At 44.8% G+C, this 26,283-nt stretch carries 25 protein-coding genes; 17 read left to right on the top strand and 8 right to left on the bottom strand.

Annotated elements, in window-relative coordinates:
- Nucleotides 1–177 precede the first annotated feature (177 nt).
- Nucleotides 178–1,974: a carbon starvation protein CstA gene (cstA, locus tag MKY62_RS15065; RefSeq protein WP_003184236.1), complete on the top strand. Its 1,797-nt coding sequence runs from the start codon at nt 178–180 to the stop codon at nt 1,972–1,974.
- Nucleotides 1,975–2,005: 31 nt separating this feature from the next.
- On the opposite strand, the gene sspI is transcribed toward cstA, so the two are convergent.
- Nucleotides 2,006–2,218 (bottom strand): small acid-soluble spore protein SspI, encoded by a 213-nt coding sequence (sspI, locus tag MKY62_RS15060; protein WP_011198181.1) that lies wholly within the window; start codon nt 2,216–2,218, stop codon nt 2,006–2,008.
- Between the two features lie 117 nt (nt 2,219–2,335).
- Between sspI and MKY62_RS15055 the strand changes: the two genes are divergently transcribed.
- From MKY62_RS15055 to pheT, 3 genes are all read left to right on the top strand, one after another.
- Complete coding sequence (locus MKY62_RS15055; RefSeq protein ID WP_339613780.1) at nt 2,336–3,082, top strand: RNA methyltransferase; 747 nt, start codon at nt 2,336–2,338, stop codon at nt 3,080–3,082.
- 361 nt (nt 3,083–3,443) lie between these two features.
- Complete coding sequence (gene pheS / locus MKY62_RS15050; protein ID WP_003184229.1) at nt 3,444–4,478, top strand: phenylalanine--tRNA ligase subunit alpha; 1,035 nt, start codon at nt 3,444–3,446, stop codon at nt 4,476–4,478.
- Nucleotides 4,479–4,493: 15 nt separating this feature from the next.
- Complete coding sequence (gene pheT, locus MKY62_RS15045) at nt 4,494–6,908, top strand: phenylalanine--tRNA ligase subunit beta (protein ID WP_003184226.1); 2,415 nt, start codon at nt 4,494–4,496, stop codon at nt 6,906–6,908.
- A gap of 171 nt (nt 6,909–7,079) precedes the next feature.
- On the opposite strand, the gene MKY62_RS15040 is transcribed toward pheT, so the two are convergent.
- From MKY62_RS15040 to MKY62_RS15020, 5 genes are all read right to left on the bottom strand, one after another.
- Complete coding sequence (locus MKY62_RS15040) at nt 7,080–7,628, bottom strand: hypothetical protein (protein ID WP_003184223.1); 549 nt, start codon at nt 7,626–7,628, stop codon at nt 7,080–7,082.
- A 10-nt stretch (nt 7,629–7,638) separates the two neighbouring features.
- The gene (locus MKY62_RS15035; RefSeq protein ID WP_003184221.1) at nt 7,639–8,175 is read right to left on the bottom strand and encodes a stage II sporulation protein M; all 537 of its coding nucleotides are present in this window, start codon (nt 8,173–8,175) and stop codon (nt 7,639–7,641) included.
- Nucleotides 8,132–8,824, bottom strand: coding sequence for an ABC transporter ATP-binding protein (locus MKY62_RS15030; RefSeq protein WP_009329341.1), 693 nt, complete (start codon nt 8,822–8,824; stop codon nt 8,132–8,134). Before MKY62_RS15030 ends, MKY62_RS15035 begins: the two co-directional genes overlap by 44 nt.
- Before the next feature lie 8 nt (nt 8,825–8,832).
- A complete protein-coding gene (locus tag MKY62_RS15025; protein ID WP_003184216.1) occupies nt 8,833–10,275 on the bottom strand; it encodes a hypothetical protein in 1,443 nt (480 codons plus the stop codon).
- Between the two features lie 71 nt (nt 10,276–10,346).
- Nucleotides 10,347–10,646 (bottom strand): hypothetical protein, encoded by a 300-nt coding sequence (locus MKY62_RS15020; RefSeq protein ID WP_003184214.1) that lies wholly within the window; start codon nt 10,644–10,646, stop codon nt 10,347–10,349.
- A gap of 249 nt (nt 10,647–10,895) precedes the next feature.
- Between MKY62_RS15020 and MKY62_RS15015 the strand changes: the two genes are divergently transcribed.
- Nucleotides 10,896–11,036 (top strand): hypothetical protein, encoded by a 141-nt coding sequence (locus MKY62_RS15015; RefSeq protein ID WP_016885570.1) that lies wholly within the window; start codon nt 10,896–10,898, stop codon nt 11,034–11,036.
- A 108-nt stretch (nt 11,037–11,144) separates the two neighbouring features.
- Nucleotides 11,145–12,307, top strand: a protein-coding gene (locus MKY62_RS15010; protein WP_085959889.1) for an IS3 family transposase whose coding sequence is annotated in 2 segments (ribosomal slippage) — nt 11,145–11,421 and nt 11,421–12,307 — 1,164 coding nt in all. Because the reading frame shifts where the segments join, the coding sequence is not laid out codon by codon here.
- A gap of 77 nt (nt 12,308–12,384) precedes the next feature.
- On the opposite strand, the gene MKY62_RS15005 is transcribed toward MKY62_RS15010, so the two are convergent.
- Together MKY62_RS15005 and rnhC are read right to left on the bottom strand one after the other, a co-directional pair.
- Complete coding sequence (locus tag MKY62_RS15005; protein WP_009329340.1) at nt 12,385–13,188, bottom strand: hypothetical protein; 804 nt, start codon at nt 13,186–13,188, stop codon at nt 12,385–12,387.
- Nucleotides 13,189–13,935: 747 nt separating this feature from the next.
- Nucleotides 13,936–14,877 carry a ribonuclease HIII gene (rnhC, locus tag MKY62_RS15000; RefSeq protein WP_003184208.1) on the bottom strand — a complete coding sequence of 314 codons (942 nt, stop codon included), beginning with the start codon at nt 14,875–14,877 and terminating at the stop codon, nt 13,936–13,938.
- A gap of 149 nt (nt 14,878–15,026) precedes the next feature.
- Between rnhC and zapA the strand changes: the two genes are divergently transcribed.
- From zapA to trxA, 11 genes are all read left to right on the top strand, one after another.
- Nucleotides 15,027–15,284 carry a cell division protein ZapA gene (gene zapA / locus MKY62_RS14995; protein WP_003184205.1) on the top strand — a complete coding sequence of 86 codons (258 nt, stop codon included), beginning with the start codon at nt 15,027–15,029 and terminating at the stop codon, nt 15,282–15,284.
- Between the two features lie 8 nt (nt 15,285–15,292).
- The gene (locus tag MKY62_RS14990) at nt 15,293–15,829 is read left to right on the top strand and encodes a CvpA family protein (RefSeq protein WP_003184204.1); all 537 of its coding nucleotides are present in this window, start codon (nt 15,293–15,295) and stop codon (nt 15,827–15,829) included.
- A gap of 143 nt (nt 15,830–15,972) precedes the next feature.
- On the top strand, nt 15,973–17,688 hold the full coding sequence (polX, locus tag MKY62_RS14985; RefSeq protein ID WP_003184202.1) for a DNA polymerase/3'-5' exonuclease PolX: 1,716 nt from the start codon (nt 15,973–15,975) through the stop codon (nt 17,686–17,688).
- Between the two features lie 16 nt (nt 17,689–17,704).
- Nucleotides 17,705–20,062, top strand: a complete 2,358-nt coding sequence (locus MKY62_RS14980) for an endonuclease MutS2 (protein ID WP_003184200.1) — start codon at nt 17,705–17,707, stop codon at nt 20,060–20,062.
- 18 nt (nt 20,063–20,080) lie between these two features.
- Nucleotides 20,081–20,485 carry a DUF350 domain-containing protein gene (locus tag MKY62_RS14975; protein WP_003184198.1) on the top strand — a complete coding sequence of 135 codons (405 nt, stop codon included), beginning with the start codon at nt 20,081–20,083 and terminating at the stop codon, nt 20,483–20,485.
- Nucleotides 20,486–20,695: 210 nt separating this feature from the next.
- Nucleotides 20,696–22,375, top strand: coding sequence for an AMP-binding protein (locus MKY62_RS14970; RefSeq protein WP_003184197.1), 1,680 nt, complete (start codon nt 20,696–20,698; stop codon nt 22,373–22,375).
- A 141-nt stretch (nt 22,376–22,516) separates the two neighbouring features.
- Nucleotides 22,517–23,119 (top strand): TetR/AcrR family transcriptional regulator, encoded by a 603-nt coding sequence (locus MKY62_RS14965; RefSeq protein ID WP_003184196.1) that lies wholly within the window; start codon nt 22,517–22,519, stop codon nt 23,117–23,119.
- Nucleotides 23,120–23,121: 2 nt separating this feature from the next.
- Nucleotides 23,122–23,898, top strand: coding sequence for an enoyl-CoA hydratase (locus MKY62_RS14960; RefSeq protein ID WP_003184194.1), 777 nt, complete (start codon nt 23,122–23,124; stop codon nt 23,896–23,898).
- Nucleotides 23,899–23,929: 31 nt separating this feature from the next.
- A complete protein-coding gene (locus tag MKY62_RS14955) occupies nt 23,930–24,703 on the top strand; it encodes an electron transfer flavoprotein subunit beta/FixA family protein (RefSeq protein WP_003184191.1) in 774 nt (257 codons plus the stop codon).
- 49 nt (nt 24,704–24,752) lie between these two features.
- Nucleotides 24,753–25,730, top strand: a complete 978-nt coding sequence (locus MKY62_RS14950; protein WP_003184190.1) for an electron transfer flavoprotein subunit alpha/FixB family protein — start codon at nt 24,753–24,755, stop codon at nt 25,728–25,730.
- A gap of 212 nt (nt 25,731–25,942) precedes the next feature.
- A complete protein-coding gene (trxA, locus tag MKY62_RS14945) occupies nt 25,943–26,257 on the top strand; it encodes a thioredoxin (RefSeq protein WP_003184189.1) in 315 nt (104 codons plus the stop codon).
- Nucleotides 26,258–26,283 lie beyond the last annotated feature (26 nt).

Here is a 26,283-nt window from a genome sequence, read left to right as displayed (position 1 = left end):
CCCGCCAATTACGCCTTAAAAAAGGCAGCAGATGAAGCTTGTGTCTATTTTATTCTTATTATTCCTATTAGTCAACTATGTTTTAATTATCGGGACTGAAAAAACGCGCAAAAGATGATTGCGCTTACAAAAAATATGAGCTATGTTAAAAAAGAGACAAAGGGGGGGAGGAATTGGATGAATGCAATAACAATTGTGATCGCTTCCATCTGTATTTTGGCGATCGCCTATCGTTTGTACGGAACATTTATGATGGTGAAAGTGTTGAAGGTTGATGACGACAAGCCGACTCCTGCCCATCTTCAGAAAGACGGCAAAGATTATGTGCCGACGAACAAATGGGTGTCTTTCGGCCACCACTTTGCGGCCATCGCAGCCGCGGGGCCGCTTGTCGGGCCGATCTTGGCGGCGCAGTTCGGCTACTTGCCGGGGCTGTTGTGGCTCCTGATCGGAGCGGTCATCGGGGGCGCCGTGCATGATATTGTTGTTCTATTTGCGTCGATGCGGAGGAAGGGAAAGTCGCTTTCAGAAGTGGCGAAAGAAGAGCTCGGGCCTGTTGCGGGATTTTGCACGGGGCTTGCGATGCTGTTTATTATTACAATCACGATGGCGGGGCTGTCGATGGTTGTGCTTCATGCGCTTGAACGCAATCCGTGGGGGACGTTCGCCGTTGCGATTACAATTCCGATCGCGATGGGGGTCGGCTTATTTTATAAAAAGACAGGCAACTTAAAATTAGCGTCTACCGGCGGATTTATTTTGCTGATGGCCGGTGTCTTCATCGGGCCCTCCATTGCAGAGACGCCGCTTGGAGACGCCTTGACGCTCGATACGAAAACGCTTGCTGTCGCACTTCCTGTCTATGCATTTTTTGCAGCGGCGCTGCCTGTATGGCTGCTGCTCGCACCGCGCGATTATTTGAGCAGCTTTATGAAAATCGGGGTGTTTATCGCTTTGATTGCCGGGGTTTTCGTTGTCAATCCGGCGATTCCGTTTCCGGCGTTTACCGAGTTCACGGGCGGAGGGGGACCTGTTTCGCCTGGTCCGGTCTGGCCGTTCATTTCAATTACGATCGCCTGCGGTGCGATTTCCGGTTTCCATGCGTTTGTCGGTTCAGGCACGACGCCGAAGATGCTTGACAAGTGGAGCGACATGAAATTCGTCGGCTTCGGAGCGATGCTCGTTGAGTGTCTTGTCGGCATCATGGCTTTAATCGCGGCAACGGCGTTGCAGCCGGGCGATTATTTTGCCATCAACAGTTCGCCAGAAGTCTTTCGGACGCTTGGCATGAATGTCGTCCATCTGCCTGAACTCAGCCGCGAAATCGGTCTCGATCTTGAAGGAAGAACAGGCGGAGCTGTTACCCTTGCCGTCGGCATGGCTTATATTTTCACGGATATTCCGTTTTTCAGCCATTTGGCCTCTTACTTTTTCCAATTTGTCATCATGTTTGAAGCTGTCTTTATTTTAACGGCGATCGATGCCGGTACAAGGGTGGCGCGTTATTTGATTCAAGACTTTTTCGGGGAAGTGTACAAACCGCTGAAAAAAACGGACTGGCTTCCGGGTTCGGTCGCAGCGAGCGCCCTTGCCTGTTTCATGTGGGGATATTTGCTGTACTCAGGCGATATCAGCTCGATTTGGGCGCTGTTTGGCGTATCCAACCAGCTGATGGCATCCGTCGGTTTAATTATCGGAGCGACGGTCATTTTAAAAATTGCGGACAAACGGCGTTATATGCTGACATGTCTCATTCCGCTCGCTTATTTGTATGTGACGGTCAACTATGCGGGATACTGGATGATCAAAAACGTTTATTTTAATGCGGAAGCTGCCGGTTTCAGCGTTTTAAACGGCATTTTATCGATCATTATGCTTGTGTTGGGACTTGTGATCATGGCTGCAGCCATTAAAAAATGGACGGAGATTTGGCGCGATCCGGCATTGCGGATGGAGCCTTCTATACCTGGATGATCAAATAAACCGGGGCCGTTTGGCCGCCGGTTTATTTCGCTTTTAATCCTTGTTCCAATGTCTCGAGCATTTCGGTTTTGTCTGATTCAGTTGCGTGCTGCCAGATGACCTCGAACAACACACCCAATCCCGGAAGCATTTTTTCTTCACCGCTTTGGATCGCATCGACGATCGTATGTTCAAGCTCTTCTTGCGAGTTCCCTGATACATTGGCAATAACGGCATGGCGCAAATTCAAATCCATCATTTTTCACTCCATTTCATCATCTGTTTTTCTATATTCTGCCTCGCTTTCGGGTTTATTATGTATCATTGATGAGATATAATGTGACTATTGCGAGACAAAAGGAGTCAAAACGATTTGAAACGAATTGAATCAGCCAAAAATCAAAAAGTGAAGGACTGGAAAAAACTTCATGCAAAAAAAGAGCGGACAAAAACGAATACTTTCTTAATAGAAGGCGAGCATCTCGTTGAGGAAGCGCTGAAGACACCGGGTGTTGTGAAAGAAATCATGGTCGCAGACGAAGCGGACTTCCCGGCTATGATTGATGAGTCTGTTGCCCGCTATGTTTTGAGCGCCGATGCTTTTTCAGCGATTGCCGAAACGGAGACACCTCAGGCGGTCGCCGCTGTATGCCGAATGACCGAAAGCGGACCTTTTCAATACGAAAAGCTGCTGCTAGCTGATGCTGTGCAGGACCCGGGCAATTTAGGGACGATCATCCGGACGGCAGACGCGGCGGGGATCGATGCCGTTGTTATCGGACAAGGGACTGTCGACCCTTACAATGCCAAAACGCTCAGGTCGGCTCAAGGCTCGCATTTTCACATCCCGATTTTAAAACGCGAGCTTTCAGAGCTGATTGAAGAGCTGAAGGGAAAAAGCGTCCCGGTTTACGGCACAGCGCTGCAGGGTGCCGTGCCATTTAGAGAAGCGGAGCCGTCGCAGTCGTTTGCGCTATTGATCGGAAACGAAGGATCTGGGGTCGATCCGGCCCTCCTCGCACAGACCGACCAAAATCTGTACGTTCCGATCTACGGAAAAGCGGAGTCGCTCAATGTGGCGGCCGCAGCCGCGGTCCTTCTTTATCATCTCCGCGGATAACCGGTTGCACAGGATCATGTAATTCACTATAATGAATTTAATATGTTTAAAAACAGTGATAGAGGCTCCGTTTTTTCACATGCCGCCATTCAGGGAGAAAATGCCTGAGACTGCAAGCATTTTTATGGCAGGCCGGAAAAACGCTTCACCTCTTGAGTTGTCACCGGGACCACGTCCCTCGAGGGATGTGTAAAGGTGAACCGGATTTATTCCGTTATGCCAATGAAGTAAGCAGCAAAGCTTTTTTGCTTTGTTTTAAAAAAGGGTGGTACCACGGCCACGATTCGTCCCTTTCATTATAAAAGGGGCTTTTTTTATTGCCTAAAAAACAGGTTGCTACATAAAAGGAGGAGTTTTTAAGATGCAGGAAGAGCTGAAACGGCTTGAAAAAGAAGCGGTTGAAAAAGTGGAAGCCGCTGGTTCATTAAAAGAAGTCAACGATGTCCGCGTTGCGTATCTGGGAAAAAAGGGACCGATCACAGAAGTGCTTCGGGGAATGGGAAAGCTGTCCGCTGAAGAAAGGCCGAAAATGGGGGCCTTGGCGAACGAAGTAAGAGAGAAAATCGCCGCGGCGATCGCCGAAAAAAATGCCCGCCTTGAGGAAGAAGAGGTGAAAAGGAAGCTGAAAGAGCAGACGATTGACGTGACGCTTCCGGGAAGCCCTGTGAAAACAGGAGCGCGGCATCCGCTGACGATCGTTATTGAAGAAATCGAAGACTTGTTTATCAGCATGGGATATTCGGTGGAAGAGGGGCCTGAAGTGGAAACCGACTATTATAACTTCGAAGCGCTCAACCTTCCGAAAGAGCACCCGGCCCGGGATATGCAAGACAGCTTTTATATTACGGAAGATACGCTGATGAGAACACAGACATCTCCTGTTCAGACGCGCACGATGGAAAAACATAAAGGCAAAGGCCCTGTCAAAATCATCTGCCCCGGCAAAGTGTACCGCCGCGACAACGATGATGCGACACATTCCCATCAGTTTATGCAGATTGAAGGGCTCTGCGTTGACCGTGATATCAGCATGAGCGACTTAAAAGGAACCCTGGAAACGGTCGCGAAAAAGATGTTCGGCGAAGAGCGCGAAATCAGACTGCGTCCAAGCTTCTTCCCGTTTACAGAGCCGTCTGTCGAAGTCGATGTTTCCTGCTTTAAATGCGGAGGCAAAGGCTGCTCCGTTTGTAAACAAACGGGCTGGATCGAAATTCTCGGCGCCGGAATGGTGCATCCGAACGTGCTCGAAATGGCCGGATTCGATTCCAAACAATATCAGGGATTTGCTTTTGGGATGGGCGTTGAACGGATCGCAATGCTGAAGTACGGCATTGACGACATTCGTCATTTCTATACGAACGATGTCAGATTTTTATCTCAATTTAAACAAGCTTAAAGAGGAGGACGCGTGATGTTTGTTTCATATAAATGGCTGCAAGAATACGTGAATTTAGACGGGATGACTCCCGAGATTCTCGCTGAAAAGATTACAAGAAGCGGAATTGAAGTGGAAGGCATCGAATATAAGGGAGAAGGAATTAAAGGTGTTGTCATTGGACATGTGCTGGAGCGCGAACAGCATCCGAACGCCGACAAATTAAACAAATGCCTCGTCGATATCGGCGAAGAAGAGCCTGTCCAGATCATCTGCGGGGCTCCGAATGTGGACAAAGGGCAAAAAGTAGCCGTCGCCACGGTTGGCGCGGTATTGCCCGGCGATTTTAAAATCAAAAAGGCTAAGCTCCGCGGGGAAGCGTCTAACGGCATGATCTGCTCTTTGCAGGAGCTTGGCATTCAAGGCAAGCTTGTGCCGAAAGAATATGCGGAAGGCATCTTCGTTTTCCCGGGCGATGCTGAAACCGGTGCGGACGCCCTTCAAAGCCTGGCGCTCGACGATGCGGTTCTCGAACTGGGACTGACGCCAAACCGCGCCGACGCCATGAACATGCTCGGCGTTGCCTATGAAGTGGCTGCGATTCTCGGCCGCGAAGTCAAGCTCCCTGAGACGGCTTATCAGGCAGGCGCCGAAAAAGCGGCGGACTATATTTCCGTCAAAATTGAAGATACAGAAGCCAATCCTTTATACGCGGCGAAAATCATTAAAGACGTCAAAATCGGCCCGTCGCCGCTTTGGATGCAGACGAAGCTGATCAACGCCGGCATCAGACCGCACAACAATGTCGTCGACATTACGAACTTTGTGCTGCTCGAATACGGCCAGCCGCTCCACGCGTTTGATTATGACCGCTTCGGCTCAAAAGAGGTCGTCATCCGCAAAGCGTACGAGAACGAAACGATAACGACGCTCGACGAACAAGAAAGAACGCTGACCACTGAGCACCTTGTCATCACAAACGGCTCTTCTCCGCAGGCTGTCGCAGGCGTAATGGGCGGAGCGGAATCAGAAGTCCGCGAAGATACTGCGACAGTGCTGCTGGAAGCGGCGTATTTCAACGGCCAGACCGTTCGCAAAGCATCAAAGGACCTAGGTCTTCGCAGCGAATCAAGCGTCCGCTTTGAAAAAGGCATCGATCCTGCACGGGTGCGCCTCGCTGCAGAACGCGCGGCAGATTTGATCAGCCGGTATGCCGGAGGAACCGTCTTGGAAGGTACGGTCGAAGAAAACCATCTTGACATCAAAGAGAATGTCATCCGCCTTTCCGTTGATAAAGTGACGAAGGTTCTCGGCATGTCCATCAGCAAAGAAGAAATGGTCAACATTTTTGAAAGGCTCGGCTTTGCAGTTGAAGACGCTGAACGTGAACTGGTCGTGACGGTTCCGTCAAGAAGAGGCGATATTGCGATTGAAGAAGATTTGATCGAAGAGGTCGCAAGACTGTACGGATATGACAACATTCCGTCGACACTGCCGGAAGTAACAGGCTTTGCGGGCGGACTGACACCTTATCAGGACAAGCGCAGAAAAGTAAGACGCTTCCTGGAAGGAGCAGGGCTTTCCCAGGCGATCACATACTCATTAACAAACGATAAAAAAGCGACGGCTTACGCATTGGAAAAATCGTTTAAAACGATCCTTTCACTGCCGATGAGCGAGGAAAGAAGCGTGCTGAGGCACAGCCTGCTCCCTAATCTGCTCGATTCGGTTGCATACAACTTGGCAAGGCAGGCCGATTCAGCTGCTTTTTATGAAATCGGTTCTGTTTTCTTGAAAGCCGAAGAACATACGAAACCGGTCGAAAAAGAACACGTCGCCGGAGCCGTGACAGGCCTGTGGCACAAAAACCTCTGGCAGGGCGAGAAAAAGCCGGTTGATTTCTTCGTCGTAAAAGGCATCGTCGAAGGTCTGTTGGAAAAGCTCGGAATCACCGAAGGCATCGAATTCGCTCAATCTGAAAGAAAAGAGCTTCATCCTGGGCGGACAGCCAATATTTTGCACAACGGCTCATTAGTCGGCTTCATCGGCCAGCTGCATCCGTCAGTTGAAAAAGAGCTGGACCTGAGCGACACGTATGTGTTTGAACTGGACCTGCACGAGCTCCTCCGATTGGATGTACCGGAGATCACGTATACACCAATTCCGAAGTATCCTTCTGTTACAAGGGACATCGCGCTTGTTGTAGACAAACAAACAACGGCCGGCCAGCTTGAGGACGTCATCAAAACAGCAGGCGGCAAATGGCTGAAAGAAGTCCATGTCTTTGACGTCTATGAAGGCGAGCACATGGAAGAAGGCAAGAAGTCCGTCGCCTTCAGCCTGCAATATTTGAATCCTGAACAGACATTGACAGAAGAAGAAGTGACAAAAGTCCACGACCAAGTGCTGAAAGCGCTGGAAGATAAATATCAGGCTGTATTGAGAGGATAAAGAAAAACCGGTCCCCGATCATTCGGGAACCGGTTTTTTTGCATTGGAAAAATTGTCGGCCTATTGTAAGTTTTAATTATTTTAGGATGGCAAGAATATTTATGTAAAATATTTTGAATTAAGTTGTATCGAATTCTCATATGTTATTTAATGAGTCTATACGAAGGTAATCTATGCAAGAATATCGGAGAAAATAGATATGGCAATAGAAAATAAAAACAATATGAAAAAAGAAAAAGAGTATTTAATTTTTAGTGAGTTTTCTTTCTTTTCTAGACATAAATAGCACCAAAAAAATAACGAAATTAAAGAAAAAATGTTTAAATTTCTTAAAAAAGGAATAGAAAAAAGACTTTCAGCATCTTTTAAGCCAAATAGATAAAAGACAATAACTAAGACACTGCCTACAAGATTGAAATAGTAGGAAAGAACACCTTTTGAAAAAATGTTTTTAAAGGAATCCTTTGCTCCAAAAATCATAATAGCGAGCCAAATGATTAAAGTGAAAAATAAAAGCTCAAGAAGGGGTTTTATCGCTTCGCCAATTACTGCTATTGTAATGCCAATCCATTTACTGATAGTAATAAGATTTCCATATTCATCTTCGTTTAATTCATGTAAGCTAGCATCGATCTCATTCATTTTTAAAATGGAAACACATAAGGCTGCAGCTCCAGATAATAGACAAATACATATCAAGTTGAATTTAGTCTTCTTCATATTGAACTCCTTATTTTAGTAATATTACGTAGTATTCGACAATAGATGCTAAGATTAGAAGGCCTACTGCACTTATCATTATTATTGTGTACTCTTTTACTTTCGGCTTAATCATTAGGTTTATTTCAGACTTTTTTAGAAATCTTAAAAAACGGGAAGAAATATCAAGAGATATTACATAAAAAGCAAGAAGGGCAAGGATTTCAAAGGGGCCGTGAAATAAGAGATATTGTAGTGATTTCCAAAAACCTAAAGACTTCTCATATGAAAAGAAAATTGCCCCTGAGAAATAACCGTTTAAAAACACTACTACACTAGATAGGAAACCAACACTGATTAATCCAAGAAAGAAAATAGTTAGTCCTACAATTAAGTTATTTGTAAAAATCTCTAAAGCGTTGGATATTTTAAAGCTATCATAGTAAGTCTCGTGTATTTCTTGAAATACAAAAAAGCTAAGAGAAAAACCGAAACCAAAAATAATAATGAACAAAATAGAGTATTTAGCATAGGTATTCAAGGAATTTTTTTTCAAGGCTGGCTTCATTAAATGTCTCCCCGGCTAATTTTTTTTCAGTGTGGATAATATTTCCGTTATTAATAAATAATATCTCATCACAAAGATCTGCTGCAAACTGTAAGATATGCGTGGATAAAATAATAATTCTATTTTGATTTCTAATATTAATTAAAATCTTTTTCATATCCGCCATGTTTTTTGGATCAAGTCCTGTAAAAGGCTCATCAAGCAAGATAACATCAGGTTGATGCAAAGTGGAAAGAATAAAAGACATTCTTTGACGCATTCCTCTTGATAGCGAAGATGCCATTTGGTCTTTTTGTTCTTTTAGACTGAACATGTCTAAGGTTTCAATGATTTGTTCTTGGGATAATGGTTTTTCAATTAATAAAGATTGGTACTTGATTAATTCATAACACGTTAAATTCTCAAATAATTTTGGATCGTCTTCTAGGTATCCGATTTTCTCTAAATAATTGGTAAGATGTCCATCAACGACTACCTCACCGCTATCCGGAGGAATGAGGCCTGCAATAATTTCTAATAGGGTCGTTTTTCCTGCTCCGTTTTTACCGAGCAATCCAATAATCTGATTTCGCCCGCAAGCGAATTCTAAATTCTTCATGCTAAAATTGGATTGAGGATATTCTTTTGATATATTTTGCAGTTTAAGCATATAATCACTCACTCGAATAAAGATTTTATTGATATGTAATTTTTGTTGATTGTTGATTTCCATATTTGCTTGTTTATGGAGTGCAGTAGCGTTATGATACATAACAAAGTGATAAAAATAACAACATACAAAACTTTGTTGTAAGTTGAAACAATGGCTAACCCTATTAGTAATCCAAATACTAAATTAAGAAAGATTTTGCTTAAAGTACTGGGAACTTGATAAATGTAATCCCATTTAAAATATGGAAACAATATAGTTGAAGTGAGACAGCTTAACCCCAAAGTAACAGCTATCATCAATAAGATAATGGATAATGCAATAAAATGATCCGGTTTTATATAAAAATTTGAAATCGCAGCATAGATTAAAACAAATAACACATGTGCTAAGACAGAGATTTTGGTTTTTGCTTTTATTTTGTTTTTAATAAAGTTTGGCTTGTGCTGATTCAAAGGTATAATAAGACCATCAATATCAAAAGAAACCAATGATTGAATCATGATAGAGATAAAGACTAACGGGAACAGCACGCTGAACATAAAGCTGAATTCGTTGGAAATTCCAGTGTCTGCAAATCGATCAGTGTTAAAACCATACAAAATGATTGTTAGTAAACCTGCTGATAAACTTAAAATAAATAATAAAACCGACCACCTTACAGGCGGGTTCCTATATAGAAGGATCAGCTCGTAATATAGAAGGCTTCTGCTCTCTCTAGACTTCTTCAAATTTGTATCAGTCTTGCTATTTAAATGATCATTAAAAATGGAAAGGTTTCTTAAACTTTTATACCACACTATAATTAACAGGATTGTTAAAGATACCATTATTGGTATAGATATTGAAAAAATTCGCATATTATTGATGTTTAGAAATAACAAATTATATTTGAGTATAAAAAAGATCCAAAGAATTAAAATTCCATTTGTGAAAAAGCCAATAATGCTTGAGACATTTATGAATTTAGGCAATACTAATAGCCTTATAAAATGAAGTCTAAGCAAATATCCTAGTATAGCGGACAATAAACCAATCACAGCAATCGCGAAGACTTCTTCCAAAGACTGATGAATGAGATAATATACAATCGATGAACCAACATAAAAAGATATTAAAGATAAAAATGAACTATAAAATTTACTAATATCTTTTCCTAATATAAATTGATCTAATTTGATTCCCAGAATGGCCATTTGTTTTTTGTCAGAGGAAAACATAACTCTGAAAATACTTTTATCAATATTTACAGTAAGGATAAACAGAAAAAAAGAAAGATGAATGATGACTAGATTTTTAATGATGTACCCAGCAAAGCTGCCAATTATTAAAGGGAAAACAACGAATGACAATATCAATACGAATAATGCAAGCCATTTGCTTTTAGTATTAAATTTTCGAATGTCGTTGGTTAAAAGAATTTTTGAATAAATTAAGTATTTATTATTCATTGAAAACCATCCTGACTTAAATGTGGAGGAAAGGGCATTTTAAATAATACCCTTTCCTAAATTAAAACTTATTAGTAAGCGATAGCATATCTAATTCCGTATTTTTTTGCATAGGAAAAAACTAGGGATGCAATCGCTCCGAGTCCAAAAGTCCCTAGAACCGCTGCAATTGCTCCAACAGTGCCAGCAGCATTTAAGATGGCACTAATTGAAGTAAGAGCCCATCCCGGAATCTGAGGATAGGTTGCTGCTAGGTCTGCAATCGGTAAAACTGGTGCTGTTGTTGCGTATAACATTGTGAAAAATGTAAGTGTAAAAAGTAGACCTAAGGCTAAAGAAGCGTTGATGCGTTGTTTTTTAGAAATTGTCATATTTTCACCCCCTTTGTCTCTTGTAGGGCTATTATTACACTTATGGTTATTTTAGTAAATAGAACGGATTATCTATTCTATTTTTATTGATATATAAATCAAAAGTTTCTTTTTAGAAAGGAATTACAATCTCATTTTCTTATTTTTATTGGTTGAATATATCGAATATACTGTGTTTAGATAGAATGTTAGTAGTTTAATATAGTCTTGTTAGGGGGGGCGATATCTCCTCTGTATAGAACGAAATTCATGACTCAATTCTCAAGAATTCTGGAAAAAGGCATTTATAGCCCGCATATTAAAATCCTAGCCAAGGAAGAAGTGACAAAAGTTCACGACCAAGTGCTGAAGGCACTTGAGGATACGTATCAGGCTGTATTGAGAGGATAAAGAAAAACCGGTCCCCGATCATTTGGAGAGACCCAAATAAATGAGACAAGGAAAAAACACCCCCTGAATCGTATTAATACAATATGATTCTTAGGAGGGTGTTTTTCTATGGGCACAAGAGTACATTACGCAGAAGAAGTAAAATGGGAAGTAATTAAAATGAAACAAGCTGGAATGACAAACAAAGAAATAATGGAACAACTGGGGATAAAAAATAAGACTCAAATTAAAACATGGATGCGATGGTACAAAACAGGCCAAACCTATCGATTTTCGCAACAAGTTGGAAAACAATATTCCTACGGTAAAGAATCGGAGGAAATGAGTGAGCTAGAAGAATTAAAACTAAAGAATAAACAGCTAGAGGCTCAATTGGCAATTATAAAAAAGTACCAGGAGATCGAAAGGAGTTGGAGCCACGAGTCATTGTCCAAGTTGTAGAAGAACTCTCAGCCACTTTTAAAATAATTGATATTCTTGGAGTATTAGGCATACCTAAGTCAACATATTACCGTTGGAAAAAGAAGTATAAAAAAGTTGAGCTAACTTCATTAGAAGAGCTAGTAATCAAGCTGTGTAAGAAAAACTTCTATCACTATGGTCATCGTAAAATTAAATCCATCTTAAACAGAAAGTATGGGATAAATGTAAACCGCAAAACTGTACAAAAAATTATGCAAAAGTTTGAGATTCAGTGTCAAGTTAAGAAGAAGCGACAAAAGTACATTTGTGGTGAGAGTAATATTATTGTGCCGAACACTCTCAATCGTAATTTTAAAGCAAGCCGATTAAATGAAAAATGGGTAACCGACATTACCTACTTACCTTATGGCTCGACTATGTTATATTTATCAACGATTATGGACTTATATAACAACGAAATAGTGGCTTACAAAATAGGTACGAGCCAAGATATTAACCTAGTATTAGACACATTGAGGGAAGCTGTAGAATTACGTAAACCAGTAGGGTTACTTCTTCATAGCGACCAGGGATCTGTCTATACTTCACATGCATATCAGAATTTGGCCAAAGAAAAAGGCATTACCACAAGCATGTCTCGAAAAGGAAACTGCCATGATAATGCCGTCATTGAATCCTTTCACTCCTCGCTAAAGTCGGAAGGATTTAACGCTCAAAGTAGAGCATCTATATCCAATTCTAAAGTAGTACAAATTGTAAATCAATACATGTATCGATATAATCATGTACGAATTCAGGCAAAATTAAACTACCTGTCCCCACTGGAATACAGGGGACAGGCAGCATAGGTGTTTTTTCTAAGTCTCATTTTAACGGGTCAGTTCACATTCGGGAACCGGTTTTTTATCTTCAACATGGTCATAAGCTATTGACGCTTCAGCATCCGTTCGATTTTCTCTTCATCGGAGTCTAAAGCTCCGTACAGTACACCGGGCATGCTGTATTGATTCCGCTTCCCTGCTGCAGTATAACGTAAAACAGGGGTGACCGTATAAAAATCATATTCGCCTGTCATATGAAAAGACGGGACGACGATGTGTTTGCTTTGTTTCGCTTGAATGGCGGTCCCCTTGTCAAATGTATACGCCATGACGCCGTTTAGATCGGTGATCTTTTCAAGGGAAATATCTTTTGCGAGATTGTTTTTCAGCCGAACGTCCAAGGACGGTTTTGGATATCCTGCAGTATATTGACCGGCAGGCGACAGATCGCCGCTTCGAACATTGTGATGGTTTTGAAGGGTGATCTTTCCGATTTGAAATGCTTCTCTATCACGTCCGTTAAAAGATATCAGCAGCTGATCCGCTTTTTCCGGTTTATCGCTTGAGACCCGGACATCTACGATGATGTTGACGAGCGTATAGCCTTTATGGCGAATCCCTGTTTCAACCTTGTAATCGCTGATTTGTATATGATTGTTATCAAAAGCGAGCGACGTAACCGTCTCACCGCTTAGAGGAACGCCGGCGTTTGCTTTTTGCAGGCCGAAAATGTTAAACGACATCGTCTCGTTTTCCATCATATGGCTGATGTAGTTTCGGGCAAAGAAAAGCCCGGTTTCTTTATTTTCGCTGGCCTCTGTAAAGTTCGCCTTGTTGAAGAAAATAAAGAGAGAAAATGCCAGAGCTGTGCATATGGTGAGCGTGATGATCCATTTTATTTTTGACATGGTGATTCCTTTCTGAGTCTGTCGATTTGTATGAGAAGGAATGCGGAGATATTCGCAATAATCATCCATAGAGGTCCAATGATTTCGCCATATAAAGAAGAGAAGGTTCAAACATTTCACAGCCGGTCAAAATTCAGCAGGGTGTCTGAATTTCAGTTTGCTTGAAAAAAGGTGTAGCAAATATATTAAAGATTAGCTCGATTAAGCTAATCTTTTTTATTTAGAAGAAAATATCCCAATTTAGAAAGTAAGTACAAAGTGAACACAATCATTAAAGTTCTTGAAATCACGAGATTCCATGAATGGCTAAGTCATATCCTGAAGATCAAAGCCTTTGTATTTAACATAAAATACATTGATATTATGAGAGCTGAAATAATTAAAAGAATGCCAAATGAACCTGATTTCTTCATCCAAATCCCCGCCTTATATCTTAGAAGTATCCAGAAACAAAGGAGTACACATTCAAAAGCCATCTGGTGTGCAGTAAGCTGAAAATTGAGATAATTGAATATGGGCCATATTAAAAGACAATATCATGAAGCAATTCAGCCTAGCGCTTGATATCGCTTTGCCTCTGTTGGAACAATTAAAGCCCCTGTATATGGGGCTTCAATTCTAAGTTTGTTCAATATACTACAATTAATTTGAATTTTCAATCCTTATTTTTCATTTATTGTTAATGTTTTAGTGAAATATGCGGGTCTAGTTGCAACGGACCCGCTTATCCAGCCTAGTCCGCACCGCTTACCGTTTCGACGCAATCCGCTTCGCCTTCTGCGTATTGGCAAAATGCAGCTTTGTGAATACCCGCAATGCGTCTTCGCCGTGTTTCTTGATCAGCTTGGCGCCGGCTTCATCGACGAGCGGGCCCGCTCCTTTCGGAAGCGTAATGCCGGCTTGTTTTGACAGCTTATCCATTTCCATTAAAAATGAATAGCGTGCAATGATCGAGGCTGCTGCAACTGAAAGATGGATGCCTTCCGCTTTTGTGCTGAAATATGTACGTTCTTTGACGGCGGTTTTGCCTGCCAGATGCTTGAAGTATACGGCCGGTTCGGCGAACTGGTCGATTAAAATCGCTTCAGGCCGGGTTCCGTCCAATTTTTTGAGAAGGTTGCCGATCGCCTGGTTGTGGAGAAGAGCTTTCATTTTTCCTTGGCTCATCCCTTTTTCCTGCATTTCATTATACTTTTCGTTTCTTAAAACGAGCAGGCTGTAAGGGACTGTCTTGATTAAGTCGCGCGCGATCTGAACGATTTGCGGATCTTTTAAGTTTTTCGAGTCTTTAACACCGAGTTCTTTTAACAGCGGAAGCTTCGCCTTGTCAGCGTATACGCACGCGACGGTGATCGGGCCGAAATAATCGCCTGTCCCGACTTCATCGGAGCCGATCACAGACATGGAACCGATGCCTTCAGGCGGCTGATAGACGGACGGGATGCTTTTTTTCGATGCGGGCTTTTTGGGAGCCGGTGTTTCAGCATCCGCCGTCCAGCGCTCCGCTTCCTTTTCCGCGTTTTTTCCTTGGAACAGCACCTTCCCCGACCGGTATGCTGTAATGGTGCACCCTTGGGGTTTGGCTTGGAAAACTGCGCCCTGTACGGAAAGTGAAGTAATGTCAGGCCCGTAGTGGCTTTGCATCCGTTCAATAACAGACGGGGGAACTTTTAAAACAGAATGTGACACGTTCTAATCTCCTTTATTAGCTTTAAATACGCTAAATCATTGTTTTCATAAGTGTATCATAACAGCGGAGGGCTCGTCTTTCCATTCAATCTGTAAACATGTTATGATATAGACTAGGATTCTCGCATAATTGGAATGGAGGAGAAACGTTGTCTGATGGTCAAAAAACGAAAACAACAGTTGACATCTACGGTCAGCAATTCACAATTGTCGGCGATGAGAGCAAGAGCCATATGAGGCACGTTGCCTCGATTGTGGATGATAAAATGAGAGAAATCAACGAAAAAAATCCGTATCTTGATATAAATAAACTGGCCGTTTTGACGGCTGTAAATGTGGTTCACGATTATTTGAAGCTTAAGGAAGAGCTTGAGAGATTAAAAGGACAAATAAAAGAAAAGGATTGAACATCACGATGTTAGATATCATCATTATCATTTTGCTTTTGTCCGGTTTGTTTATTGGACTCAAAAGAGGGTTTATCCGCCAGTTTATCCGTTTGGTTACGTTTATCGCAGCGATCGCTGTGGCCGCAACCTATTACGGCGACCTTGCGCCTAAGCTCGGCTGGATTCCGTCTCCCGACTTTACGGGCGGCCAGGCTGCGCTGGCGTTTGTAAACGGAAGCCTTGAAGGCGCTTATTACAATATGATTGCGTTTTTGATTCTCTTTATCCTGACGATTATCCTTTTGAGAGTTGCCGCATCGTTTTTGGATGCCGTCGCAAGCATACCGGTTCTCAAACAGATCAACCAAATACTCGGAGCCGTGCTCGGTTTTGCGGAAATCTATCTGTTCGTGTTTGTCGTTCTGTTCATCGGAACGCTTCTGCCGATTGATGTCCTGCAAAGCATGATGGCCGGTTCAGTCATGGCTGATTTGATCATTCATAAAACACCGTTTTTATCAAACATGTTAAACAATCTGCTGCATCAGTACGGATCTTTGTAAAAACTTCTCTGTTTGTAGGGAAGTTTTTTTTCGGGGCTCTTGAGAACCCCGGAAGCTGTCGGATATGCCTGTTTGTTGTAGGATCAGCCAAAAATTTGTATGATTGAAGCAGGATGAACGAGGGGAAACAAGAGGTGAACAACATGCATAAAAAAGATATCATCAAATTGCTTGAAACGATTGCGATATATATGGAACTAAAAGGGGACAACCCGTTTAAAATCTCCGCTTTCAGAAAGGCTGCGGCAGCTCTTGAACAAGACGACCGGAGCCTCTCGGAAATCGATGATATGACGTCCCTGTCCGGGATCGGCAAAGGCACATACGCTGTCATCAAGGAATATATGGACACGGGAGCATCCGGAACGCTGGAACGATTAAAGGAAGAGGTTCCGGAAGGACTTGTCCCGCTTTTGAAGCTTCCGGGTCTCGGCGGCAAAAAAATCGCCAAGCTGTATCAGGAGCTCGGCGTCTGTGATGCGGCATCTTTAAAAGAGGCCTGCGAACAGCAAAAGGTTCAGGGGCTTGCCGGATTCGGCAAAAAGACGGAGGAAAAAATCCTGCAGGCTTTGGGTGAAGCGGGAAAACGCCCTGAACGGTACCCGATCGCGGTCGCTTTGGCCGTCGCTGACATCATCGAAGAGCAGCTTGAAGGGCTCCCGGGCCTCATTAAGTTTTCACGGGCCGGAAGCCTGCGCCGCGCCAAAGAAACGGTGAAAGACCTCGATTACATTATGGCTGTCACTGATCCGGAACTTGTCCGGGAAGGGCTCTTAAAGCTTTCGAACATCAAGGAGGTCATTGCCGCAGGAGATACGAAAGTGTCTCTCACATTTGCGTTTGAATACGAAATCAGTGCGGATTTCCGGCTGGTGACAGAGGAACAGTTCCCAACGACGCTTCATCATTTTACCGGATCAAAAGACCACAATATCAAAATGCGCCAGCTTGCCAAAGAAAAAGGCGAAAGAATCAGTGAATACGGCGTCGAAACCGTTGAAACTGGAGAAATTAAAACTTTCTCAAGCGAAAAAGAGTTTTTCGCCCATTTCGGGCTTCCGTTTATTCCGCCCGAACTGCGGGAGACAGGAAGAGAAGTCGAGGACTACAGCGTTGACATCGGACTCGTTTCCGCCGAGGATATTCAAGGAGACCTTCACATGCACTCGGCTTGGAGCGACGGTGCTTTTTCGATCAGGGAAATGGCGGAAGCATGCATGGCAAAAGGGTACCGCTATATGGCGATCACAGACCATTCCCAATATTTAAAAGTCGCAGGCGGTTTGACGCCTGAGCGCCTTCGCATGCAGGCGAAGGAAATTGATGAACTGAATAAGGAATTTACCGATTTTCATATTTTTAAAGGCGTGGAAATGGACATCCTGCCTGACGGAACACTGGATTATGACGACGAGCTGCTGGCGGAAATGGATCTTGTCATTGCTTCCATCCATTCAAGCTTTTCACAGCCGCAGCATGTCATCATGAAGCGGCTTGAAACCGCGCTGCTGAATCAGCACGTTGACATTATCGCTCATCCGACCGGCCGTCTGATCGGAAGAAGGGCGGGGTATGAAGTCGATATTGACCAGCTGATCGAACTTGCGAAAAAAACGAATACAGCATTGGAGCTGAACGCAAATCCAGCGCGGCTCGATCTCAGAATGGAGCACTTGATCAAAGCGAATGCTGCCGGAGTGACACTCGTTATTAATACGGATGCCCACAACACAGCGATGCTTGATGATATGAAAACGGGCGTTACGGCAGCGAGAAAAGGATGGACGCCAAAGGCCAATGTATTAAACACCCGCTCCTTTGAAGAAGTCCAGGCATTTTTGTCGCGCCATCGATCTTAAGGAGGTTTAATGGACGTTGCAGCAAAAAGCGCTATCAGCACTTGAATTTCATAAAGTAAAAGAACAGCTCACAGAGCATGCGGCATCTTCTTTGGGGAAGGAAATGCTTTTGGAACTCAAACCTTCCCGTTCGCTCGAAGAAGTTAAAAAGCTGCAGGAAGAAGTCGATGAAGCAGGAACCGTCCTGCGTTTAAAAGGAAGCGCCCCTTTCGGCGGCCTTACGGACATTAGAAAAGCGTTAAGAAGGGCAGAAATCGGCAGCATTTTAAGCCCGGCGGAATTGACTGAAATATCGGGTCTGCTATACGCAGCAAAACAGATGAAGCACTTTCTTGAAGGCCTGTTCGAAGACGGGGTTGAGATTCCTTATCTTCATCAATATGCAGAAAAGCTCATACCGCTTTCCGAATTGGAAAGGGACATCAATTCGTGCATCGATGATCATGGGGAAGTGCTTGATCATGCATCAGAGACGTTAAGGGGAATCAGGACCCAGCTGCGGACGCTTGAATCAAGAATCAGGGACCGGCTGGAATCGATGCTGCGTTCTTCATCTGCGCAAAAAATGCTGTCGGATACGATCATCACGATTCGCAACGACCGCTTCGTCATCCCTGTCAAACAGGAGTACAGATCAAGCTACGGAGGAATCGTGCACGATCAGTCTTCTTCCGGTGCGACATTGTTTATCGAGCCTCAGGCGATTGTCGATATGAACAATGCGCTTCGCCAGGCAAAAGTAAACGAAAAACAGGAGATTGAACGGATTTTGCGCGTCCTGACAGAAAAGACGGCAGAGCACACAAATGAGCTCTTTCACGATGTCAAAGTGCTTCAGACGCTGGACTTTATTTTTGCAAAAGCAAAATATGCAAAAGCGACAAAAGCGGTTAAACCGGCTGTCAACGCTGACGGCTATGTCCGCCTGATTCAAGCCCGCCACCCGCTTTTGCCCCTGGATGAGGTCGTTCCGAATGATATTGAGCTCGGCGGAGAGTATACGACAATTGTCATCACGGGCCCGAACACGGGGGGGAAAACGGTGACGCTCAAAACGCTCGGGCTTTTGACCATGATGGCGCAGTCGGGATTGCACGTACCGGCGGAAGAAGGATCAGAGACCGCCGTATTTGATCAAGTATTTGCCGATATCGGCGATGAACAGTCAATCGAACAAAGCTTAAGTACGTTCTCGTCGCATATGGTCAACATCGTCGATATTTTGAAAGACATGACGGAAAACAGCCTTGTGCTTTTTGACGAGCTCGGTGCCGGAACAGACCCGCAGGAAGGCGCGGCCCTTGCGATCAGCATCCTTGATGAGGTGTGCCAGACAGGCGCACGCGTCATTGCCACGACCCATTACCCGGAGCTGAAGGCATACGGCTACAATCGCGAAAATGTCATTAATGCAAGCGTCGAATTTGATATCGATACACTATCACCGACATACAAGCTTTTAATTGGAGTGCCCGGCCGAAGCAATGCGTTCGAAATCTCGAAGCGCCTCGGGCTGCCTGATTACCTGATCGGCCGCGCAAAAGCGGAGATGACGGCCGAACATAATGAAGTTGATACGATGATCGCATCGCTGGAAGACAGCAAAAAGCGCGCAGAAGCGGAGCTCAAGGAGACCGAAGCCATCCGCGCGGAAGCTGAAGCCCTTCACCGCGACCTGCAGCAGCAGATCAGCGAATGGCAGGAGATAAAAGACAAGCTCTACGAAGAAGCGGAGCAAAAAGCGGCTGAAAAAGTCAAAGCAGCGATGAAAGAAGCAGACGACATCATCCAGTCGCTCCGCATGATCAAAGAAGACCATAAAGCATTTAAAGACCATGAGCTGATCGAGGCGAAAAAGCGCCTTGAAGAAGCCGTGCCTTCGTTTGAAAAAGCGAAAAAGCCGGCTCAGAAAAAAACGGACAAGCGCGAATTAAAACCGGGCGATGAAGTCAAAGTTTTAACCTTTGGCCAAAAAGGGACGCTGCTCGAAAAAACGGGTGCGGCCGAATGGAATGTGCAAATCGGCATCCTGAAAATGAAGGTCAAGGAAAAGGATCTGGAATTCCTGAAATCGGCACCCGAACCCGAGAAACAAAAAACGATCGCCGCCGTCAAAGGGAAAGATTATCACGTCTCGCTCGAACTCGACCTTAGGGGGGAGCGGTTTGAAAATGCGCTTCACCGGGTTGAAAAATACTTGGATGATGCGGTGCTTGCGGGCTATCCGAGAGTCTCGATCATTCACGGAAAAGGAACCGGCGCCCTCCGAAAAGGCGTCCAGGACCTATTGAAATCCCACCGCAATGTGAAAAACTCCCGGTTCGGCGAAGCGGGAGAGGGAGGATCAGGAGTCACCATTGTCGAATTAAAATAATAAAGGGAGTCTAAAAGGATGAAAGAGTTTTGGGAGAACAACCTTGTGGAAATCGCCGCGTACTACAGTGTTTCCGTTTTGTGTCTTGTGATATTTTTATCTGTGTTTGAACTCGTCACCACGTATAAAAATTGGGAGGAGATTCAAAAAGGAAACATGGCGGTTGCGATGGCAACAGGCGGAAAAATTTTAGGCATCGCCAACGTGCTGCAAAAATCGATCAGCCAGCATAATTCCCTGCTGCAAATGATGGGGTGGGGGCTGTTCGGTTTTATCCTGCTTTTGATCGGCTACTTCATTTTTGAATTTCTGACGCCGCGCTTTAAAATTGACAAGGAGATTGAAAACGACAACCGCGCAGTCGGCTTCATTTCATTCGTCATTTCAGTAGGCCTGTCATTTGTCGTGGCTTCGGGTATCTAAAGGGGATCAACATGGAGAAATTAGCGAAAGTCCTGTTTTTTACAGCTGGGGTATTTGTGGTTATCGGCCTGATTTATATGATCTTTTATGCTTGAAAAAAGGTGTCCTAAAAAAGGGGCGCCTTTTTAAAAATGAAAAAATATCATTACTTTCTGAATATTGTTTTGATATACTCAAATCAAGAATATATTGTTTAAAAGGGGGGAGCTTATGCCGACTGAAAAACCGTGGCTGCGTCATTATCCCGAACAAATTCCTCACGAGCTGCAATTTGAAGATCAAACACTCCATTCCATCCTGCAACAATCCGCCCAGCAGTTTTCAGAAAAAACAGCGATTCATTTTCTAGGAAAAAAACGTTCGTACCGGGAAGTTTACGAGGATGCTTTAAAAATGGCAGATTACCTGCTGTCGCTCGGCATTCAAAAAGGAGACAGAGTATCGATCATGCTGCCGAACTGCCCGCAGGCGGTTATCGCGTATTACGGCGTTCTTTTCTCCGGCGGCATCGTCGTCCAGACAAATCCGCTGTATACGGAAAGGGAGCTTGAACATCTGCTTCATGACAGCGGGGCAACCATCATCATTACGCTCGACATGCTGTACCCGGCGGCATATAAAATGAAAGCGCTAACAAGCATTAGGCACATCATTGCGACAAGCATAAAAGATTACCTGCCTTTCCCTAAAAATCTGCTGTACCCGATCGTTCAAAAAAAAGAGAATCAAATGTCCGTTGAGATCAATGAAAATGAGACGACCCACCTTTTCCGCACCATCATGAAACGCCCCGTTCCAAGCGGACCGCCCGGTATTGAAATTGATCCGGCCCACGACATTGCCGTCCTGCAGTATACCGGAGGAACGACAGGCACGCCAAAAGGCGTCATGCTCAGCCACCGCAACATACTAGCCAACATGGAGATGTGCGCCGCCTGGTTTTATCAATTGAATAAAGGGGAGGAGAAGGTGCTGGGGATCGTTCCGTTTTTTCACGTCTACGGAATGACGGCCGTCTTGAATTTCACGATCAGGCAGGGGTATGAAATGATCCTGCTGCCGAGATTTGACGCGCGCGCAGCGCTGAAAACGATCGATAAAGAAAAGCCGACGATATTTCCGGGGGCGCCGACGATTTATATCGCCCTGTTGAACCATCCCGACCTTCACCAATACGATCTGTCATCGATTAAGAGCTGTTTGAGCGGATCTGCGGCGCTTCCTGTTGAAGTCAAACAGCAGTTTGAAAAGGTGACGGGCGGAAGGCTTGTCGAAGGTTATGGAATGTCTGAAACGTCGCCGGTCACTCACGCCAATTTTATTTGGGATTTGAATAAAGCGGGCAGTATCGGGTGTCCTTGGCCTGGTACAGACGCTGCTATCTATTCGGAAGAAACCGGCGGTTTTCTCGGGCCTTATGAGCATGGAGAAATCGCCGTCAAAGGACCGCAGGTGATGAAAGGCTACTGGAACAATGATGAAGAAACCGCTCAGAGTCTAAGGGACGGCTGGTTTTTTACCGGAGACATCGGCTACATGGATAAAGACGGCTTCTTTTATATCGTCGACCGCAAAAAAGACGTGATCATTGCCGGGGGATACAACATCTACCCGCGCGAAATCGAAGAAGTGCTCTACGAGCATGAAGCAGTTCAGGAGGCGGTCGTTGCCGGCATCCCTGATGAATACAGGGGGGAAACGGTTAAGGCTTTTGTTGTGCTGAAAGATCATGTTACAATAACGGAGAAGGAATTGGACGAATATGCCAGATCGCGTCTCGCTCCTTATAAAGTGCCAAAAGTATACGAGTTCAGGGACGAACTTCCGAAAACGGCGGTCGGAAAGATTTTAAGAAGAGCGCTCGTTCAAGAGGAAAAGACCGGCGTCTGAAAAAGCAAAGTCTGCCGTCGATTTTGACGGCATGCTTTTGTGATGCGATTTACTTTTAGCTTCTTGACAAAGCGTCCATTTTTATTTACGATTAACTCATGAATGAGTATTCATTCATTAATTTGAAAGGAACGAAGCCAATTGAAACAAAAGAGACCAAAGTATATGCAGATTATCGACGCAGCTGTCATTGTGATTGCAGAAAACGGATACCATCAGGCGCAGGTTTCAAAAATCGCCAAGCAGGCCGGGGTGGCGGACGGCACCATTTATCTTTATTTTAAAAACAAAGAAGACATTCTCATCTCATTATTCAAAGAGAAAATGGGACAGTTTATCGAGCAGATGAGCGAAGAAATGACAGCGAAAAATTCGGCGACAGAAAAGCTTTCGCTGTTCATCAAAAAGCACTTTGAACTGCTCAGCAGCGATCGCCACCTCGCGATTGTCACCCAGCTTGAGCTGAGGCAGTCGAATCTTGAGCTGAGGCTGAAAATCAATGAGATTCTCAAAGGGTACTTAACGATCCTGGAAGACATCATCACCGAAGGAAAAGAAGCTGGAGAATTTAAAAGCACGCTTGACGTCCGCCTTGCGAAGCAGATGATTTTCGGTACGGTGGATGAGACGGTTACAACCTGGGTGATGAATGATCAAAAATACGATCTCCCAAACCTGGCAGACAGCATTCATGAATTGCTGATCCACGGGTTCAGCAGCCAAAAGACGAAGGAGGAGGAATAAAAATGGCAGCATTATCATACGCCGTAGACGGCCATGTTGCGACGATTACGATTCAGCACCCGCCGGCAAATGCGCTATCGACGCAAGTGCTTGAAGATCTTTCTGCATGCCTTGATGAACTTTCAGAACGTCAGGATGTCAGAAGCGTCGTTATTCACGGGGAAGGAAGATTTTTCTCGGCAGGCGCTGATATTAAAGAGTTTACATCATTGATGGACGGGTCTGATTATGCAAATTTGGCTGATAAGGGCCAGCAGATTTTCGAAAAAGTAGAATCTTTTCCAAAACCGGTGATCGCCGCGATTCACGGGGCCACTCTTGGAGGCGGTCTTGAGCTAGCGATGGCATGCCACATCCGGATTGCCGAGGAAAGCGCAAAGCTCGGCCTTCCCGAACTGAATCTCGGAATCATTCCCGGCTTTGCGGGAACGCAGCGCCTTCCCAAGTATGTGGGCACCGCCAAAGCGCTTGAAATGATCGGGACATCAGAGCCGATATCCGGCAAGGAAGCTTTTGAATACGGTCTTGTCACGATTTTGGCGGCGAATGAAGAAGAAGTGCTGCAAAAGGCAAAAGAGCTCGCACAAAAATTCGCTGAAAAAAGTCCGCAGACGATGGCTTATGTCATTGAACTCCTGAATTCGAGCAAAGTGTATTCGTATGAAGGAGGCCTCAAGCTAGAAGGGAAATACTTCGGCGAAGTGTTCCAATCCGAGGATGCGAAGGAAGGGATTCAGGCATTTCTTGAAAAGCGGAAGCCGCATTTTAAAGGGAAATAACAAACGTGAAAACAAAGGGGATGAACAGAACATGAACATTTATGTCTTAATGAAGCGCACGTTTGATACAGAGGAGAAAATTCAGATCGAACAAGGGGAAATCAACACGGACGGAGCGGAATTCATCATCAATCCGTACGATGAGTACGCCATTGAAGAAGCGCTCCAGTTGAAAGAGAAGCACGGCGGTGAAATTACGGTCGTGACAGTCGGCGAGGAAGAAGCTGAAAAAGAACTCAGGACGGCTCTGGCGATGGGGTGCGACAAAGCCGTTCTGATCAACATTGAAGACGACGTGGAAGAAGCGGACCAATATACGGCTTCAGCCATCCTTTACAACTATTTGAAAGACCGCGAGTACGACATTATACTCGGCGGGAATGTGGCGATCGACGGGGGATCGGGACAGGTTGCGCCTCGTTTGGCCGAACTGCTGGGCATTCCTTGTATTACGACGATTACAAAGCTGACGGTAAACGGCGGAGATGTTGAAGCGGAACGCGACGCCGAGGGCGATCTTGAAGTGATCCAAACATCGCTTCCAATCGTAGCGACTGCACAGCAGGGGTTGAACGAGCCGCGTTATCCGTCTCTTCCGGGAATCATGAAGGCAAAGAAAAAGCCTCTCGAGGAGCTTGAGCTTGATGATCTCGACATCGACGAAGAAGACGTGGCTGCGAAAACAAAAACGATCGAACGGTTCCTGCCTCCGAAAAAAGAAGCCGGGAAAATCCTTGAAGGGGAGCCGGAGCAGCAGGCGGCAGAACTTGTATCACTGCTGAGAAGCGAAGCAAAGGTCGTATGAAGCCGAAGGGAGAAATAACACGGTCATTAAAATACAGGGGGAAATGGACATGAGCAAAAAAGTTATCGTATTGGGAGAGTTCAGAGACGGTTCGTTGAGGAATGTGACTTTCGAAGCGATAGCCGCAGGAAAAACGGTTGCCGAAGGGGGAGAGGTGATCGGCGTACTGTTCGGTGAAAGCGTTTCAAGTCATGCGGCAGAACTGATCCATTACGGCGCTGACAGAGTGCTTACAGCCGAAAACCCGCTCTTGAAAAACTATACGTCTGACGGCTATGTTCAAGCCTTGTTGCCGATCATAGAACGCGAGAATCCGGACGTCATCATTTTCGGACATACGTCAATGGGAAAAGACTTGTCGCCGAAGCTTTCAGCCCGTATGGGAACAGGGCTGATATCGGATGCCGTCGATGTCGAAGTGGCCGGCGGCAACATCGTGTTTACAAGGCCGATTTACTCGGGCAAAGCGTTTGAACGGATCATTTCCGAAGATGAAACGATTTTTGCAACGATCAGACCGAATAATATCGCCCCGCTTGACAAAGATGAGACGCGGACAGGAGCGGTCGAAAGCATCGAAGCAGATATTCGGGACATCAGAACGGTCATCAAGGATATTGTCAAAAAAACGTCCGAAGGCGTCGATTTGTCTGAAGCGAAAATTATCGTAGCCGGCGGTCGCGGCGTCAAAAGCGAGGAAGGCTTTAAACCGCTGCAGAAGCTCGCCGATGTATTGGGCGGGGCGGTCGGCGCTTCAAGGGGAGCCTGTGACGCAGACTACTGCGACTATTCGCTTCAAATCGGCCAGACCGGCAAAGTTGTGACACCTGACTTATATATCGCCTGCGGCATTTCAGGAGCGATTCAGCACCTCGCAGGGATGTCAAACAGCAAAATCATCGTTGCCATCAACAAAGATCCGGAAGCTGATATATTTAAAATTGCCGACTACGGGATCGTCGGCGACTTATTTGAAATCGTTCCGCTGCTCACGGAGGAATTTAAAAAGCTGAGCGTCAGCACATGATCAAAAGCCGGCCTGAAATGGCCGGCTTTTGACATAGGCACATTTCCGCCTTCTGCAAAATAACATGGGATATGGACATTTTCAGAAAGGCTAAAATCCCGATGTGTAAAACTGTGCAGATAGGGAAACGTATAATCAAGCATTATGTTAGCGTGAACCAAAGGGAGATGCTATACTAAAAAGCATAATTTCACAATTGGAGGAATGAAAGAATGGCTATCGTAAAAGCAACTGATCAAACATTCTCATCTGAAACAAGCGAAGGCGTAGTTCTTGCCGACTTTTGGGCTCCTTGGTGCGGACCTTGTAAAATGATCGCGCCGGTACTTGAAGAGCTTGATCAAGAAATGGGAGACAAACTGAAAATCGTAAAAATCGATGTTGACGAAAACCAAGAAACTGCCGGCAAATACGGCGTGATGAGCATCCCGACTCTCCTCGTACTAAAAGACGGCGAAGTGGTCGAAACATCTGTCGGCTTTAAACCGAAAGAAGCGCTTGAAGAACTGGTCAACAAACATTTGTAAAATAGAAACCTGTGAAAAAGGCGATT

This window comes from Bacillus sp. FSL R7-0646 (genome assembly GCF_037969865.1).
Taxonomy (GTDB): Bacteria; Bacillota; Bacilli; order Bacillales; family Bacillaceae; genus Bacillus; species Bacillus licheniformis.
This window is presented reverse-complemented; position numbering and strand designations above follow the sequence as displayed.

What these genes read in the sequence shown, in the direction of transcription:
- MKY62_RS15015 (WP_016885570.1), top strand. Translation starts at nt 10,896, where the DNA reads ATGACTCAATTCTCAAGAATTCTGGAAAAAGGCATTTATAGCCCGCAT.
- MKY62_RS15020 (WP_003184214.1), bottom strand. Translation starts at nt 10,646, where the DNA reads ATGACAATTTCTAAAAAACAACGCATCAACGCTTCTTTAGCCTTAGGT.
- polX (WP_003184202.1), top strand. Translation starts at nt 15,973, where the DNA reads ATGCATAAAAAAGATATCATCAAATTGCTTGAAACGATTGCGATATAT.
- MKY62_RS14960 (WP_003184194.1), top strand. Translation starts at nt 23,122, where the DNA reads ATGGCAGCATTATCATACGCCGTAGACGGCCATGTTGCGACGATTACG.
- MKY62_RS15040 (WP_003184223.1), bottom strand. Translation starts at nt 7,628, where the DNA reads ATGAAGAAGACTAAATTCAACTTGATATGTATTTGTCTATTATCTGGA.
- MKY62_RS14950 (WP_003184190.1), top strand. Translation starts at nt 24,753, where the DNA reads ATGAGCAAAAAAGTTATCGTATTGGGAGAGTTCAGAGACGGTTCGTTG.
- cstA (WP_003184236.1), top strand. Translation starts at nt 178, where the DNA reads ATGAATGCAATAACAATTGTGATCGCTTCCATCTGTATTTTGGCGATC.
- MKY62_RS15035 (WP_003184221.1), bottom strand. Translation starts at nt 8,175, where the DNA reads ATGAAGCCAGCCTTGAAAAAAAATTCCTTGAATACCTATGCTAAATAC.
- pheT (WP_003184226.1), top strand. Translation starts at nt 4,494, where the DNA reads ATGTTTGTTTCATATAAATGGCTGCAAGAATACGTGAATTTAGACGGG.
- trxA (WP_003184189.1), top strand. Translation starts at nt 25,943, where the DNA reads ATGGCTATCGTAAAAGCAACTGATCAAACATTCTCATCTGAAACAAGC.
- MKY62_RS15005 (WP_009329340.1), bottom strand. Translation starts at nt 13,188, where the DNA reads ATGTCAAAAATAAAATGGATCATCACGCTCACCATATGCACAGCTCTG.
- MKY62_RS14955 (WP_003184191.1), top strand. Translation starts at nt 23,930, where the DNA reads ATGAACATTTATGTCTTAATGAAGCGCACGTTTGATACAGAGGAGAAA.
- MKY62_RS14970 (WP_003184197.1), top strand. Translation starts at nt 20,696, where the DNA reads ATGCCGACTGAAAAACCGTGGCTGCGTCATTATCCCGAACAAATTCCT.
- MKY62_RS15025 (WP_003184216.1), bottom strand. Translation starts at nt 10,275, where the DNA reads ATGAATAATAAATACTTAATTTATTCAAAAATTCTTTTAACCAACGAC.
- MKY62_RS15030 (WP_009329341.1), bottom strand. Translation starts at nt 8,824, where the DNA reads ATGCTTAAACTGCAAAATATATCAAAAGAATATCCTCAATCCAATTTT.
- sspI (WP_011198181.1), bottom strand. Translation starts at nt 2,218, where the DNA reads ATGGATTTGAATTTGCGCCATGCCGTTATTGCCAATGTATCAGGGAAC.
- MKY62_RS14975 (WP_003184198.1), top strand. Translation starts at nt 20,081, where the DNA reads ATGAAAGAGTTTTGGGAGAACAACCTTGTGGAAATCGCCGCGTACTAC.
- pheS (WP_003184229.1), top strand. Translation starts at nt 3,444, where the DNA reads ATGCAGGAAGAGCTGAAACGGCTTGAAAAAGAAGCGGTTGAAAAAGTG.
- MKY62_RS14990 (WP_003184204.1), top strand. Translation starts at nt 15,293, where the DNA reads ATGTTAGATATCATCATTATCATTTTGCTTTTGTCCGGTTTGTTTATT.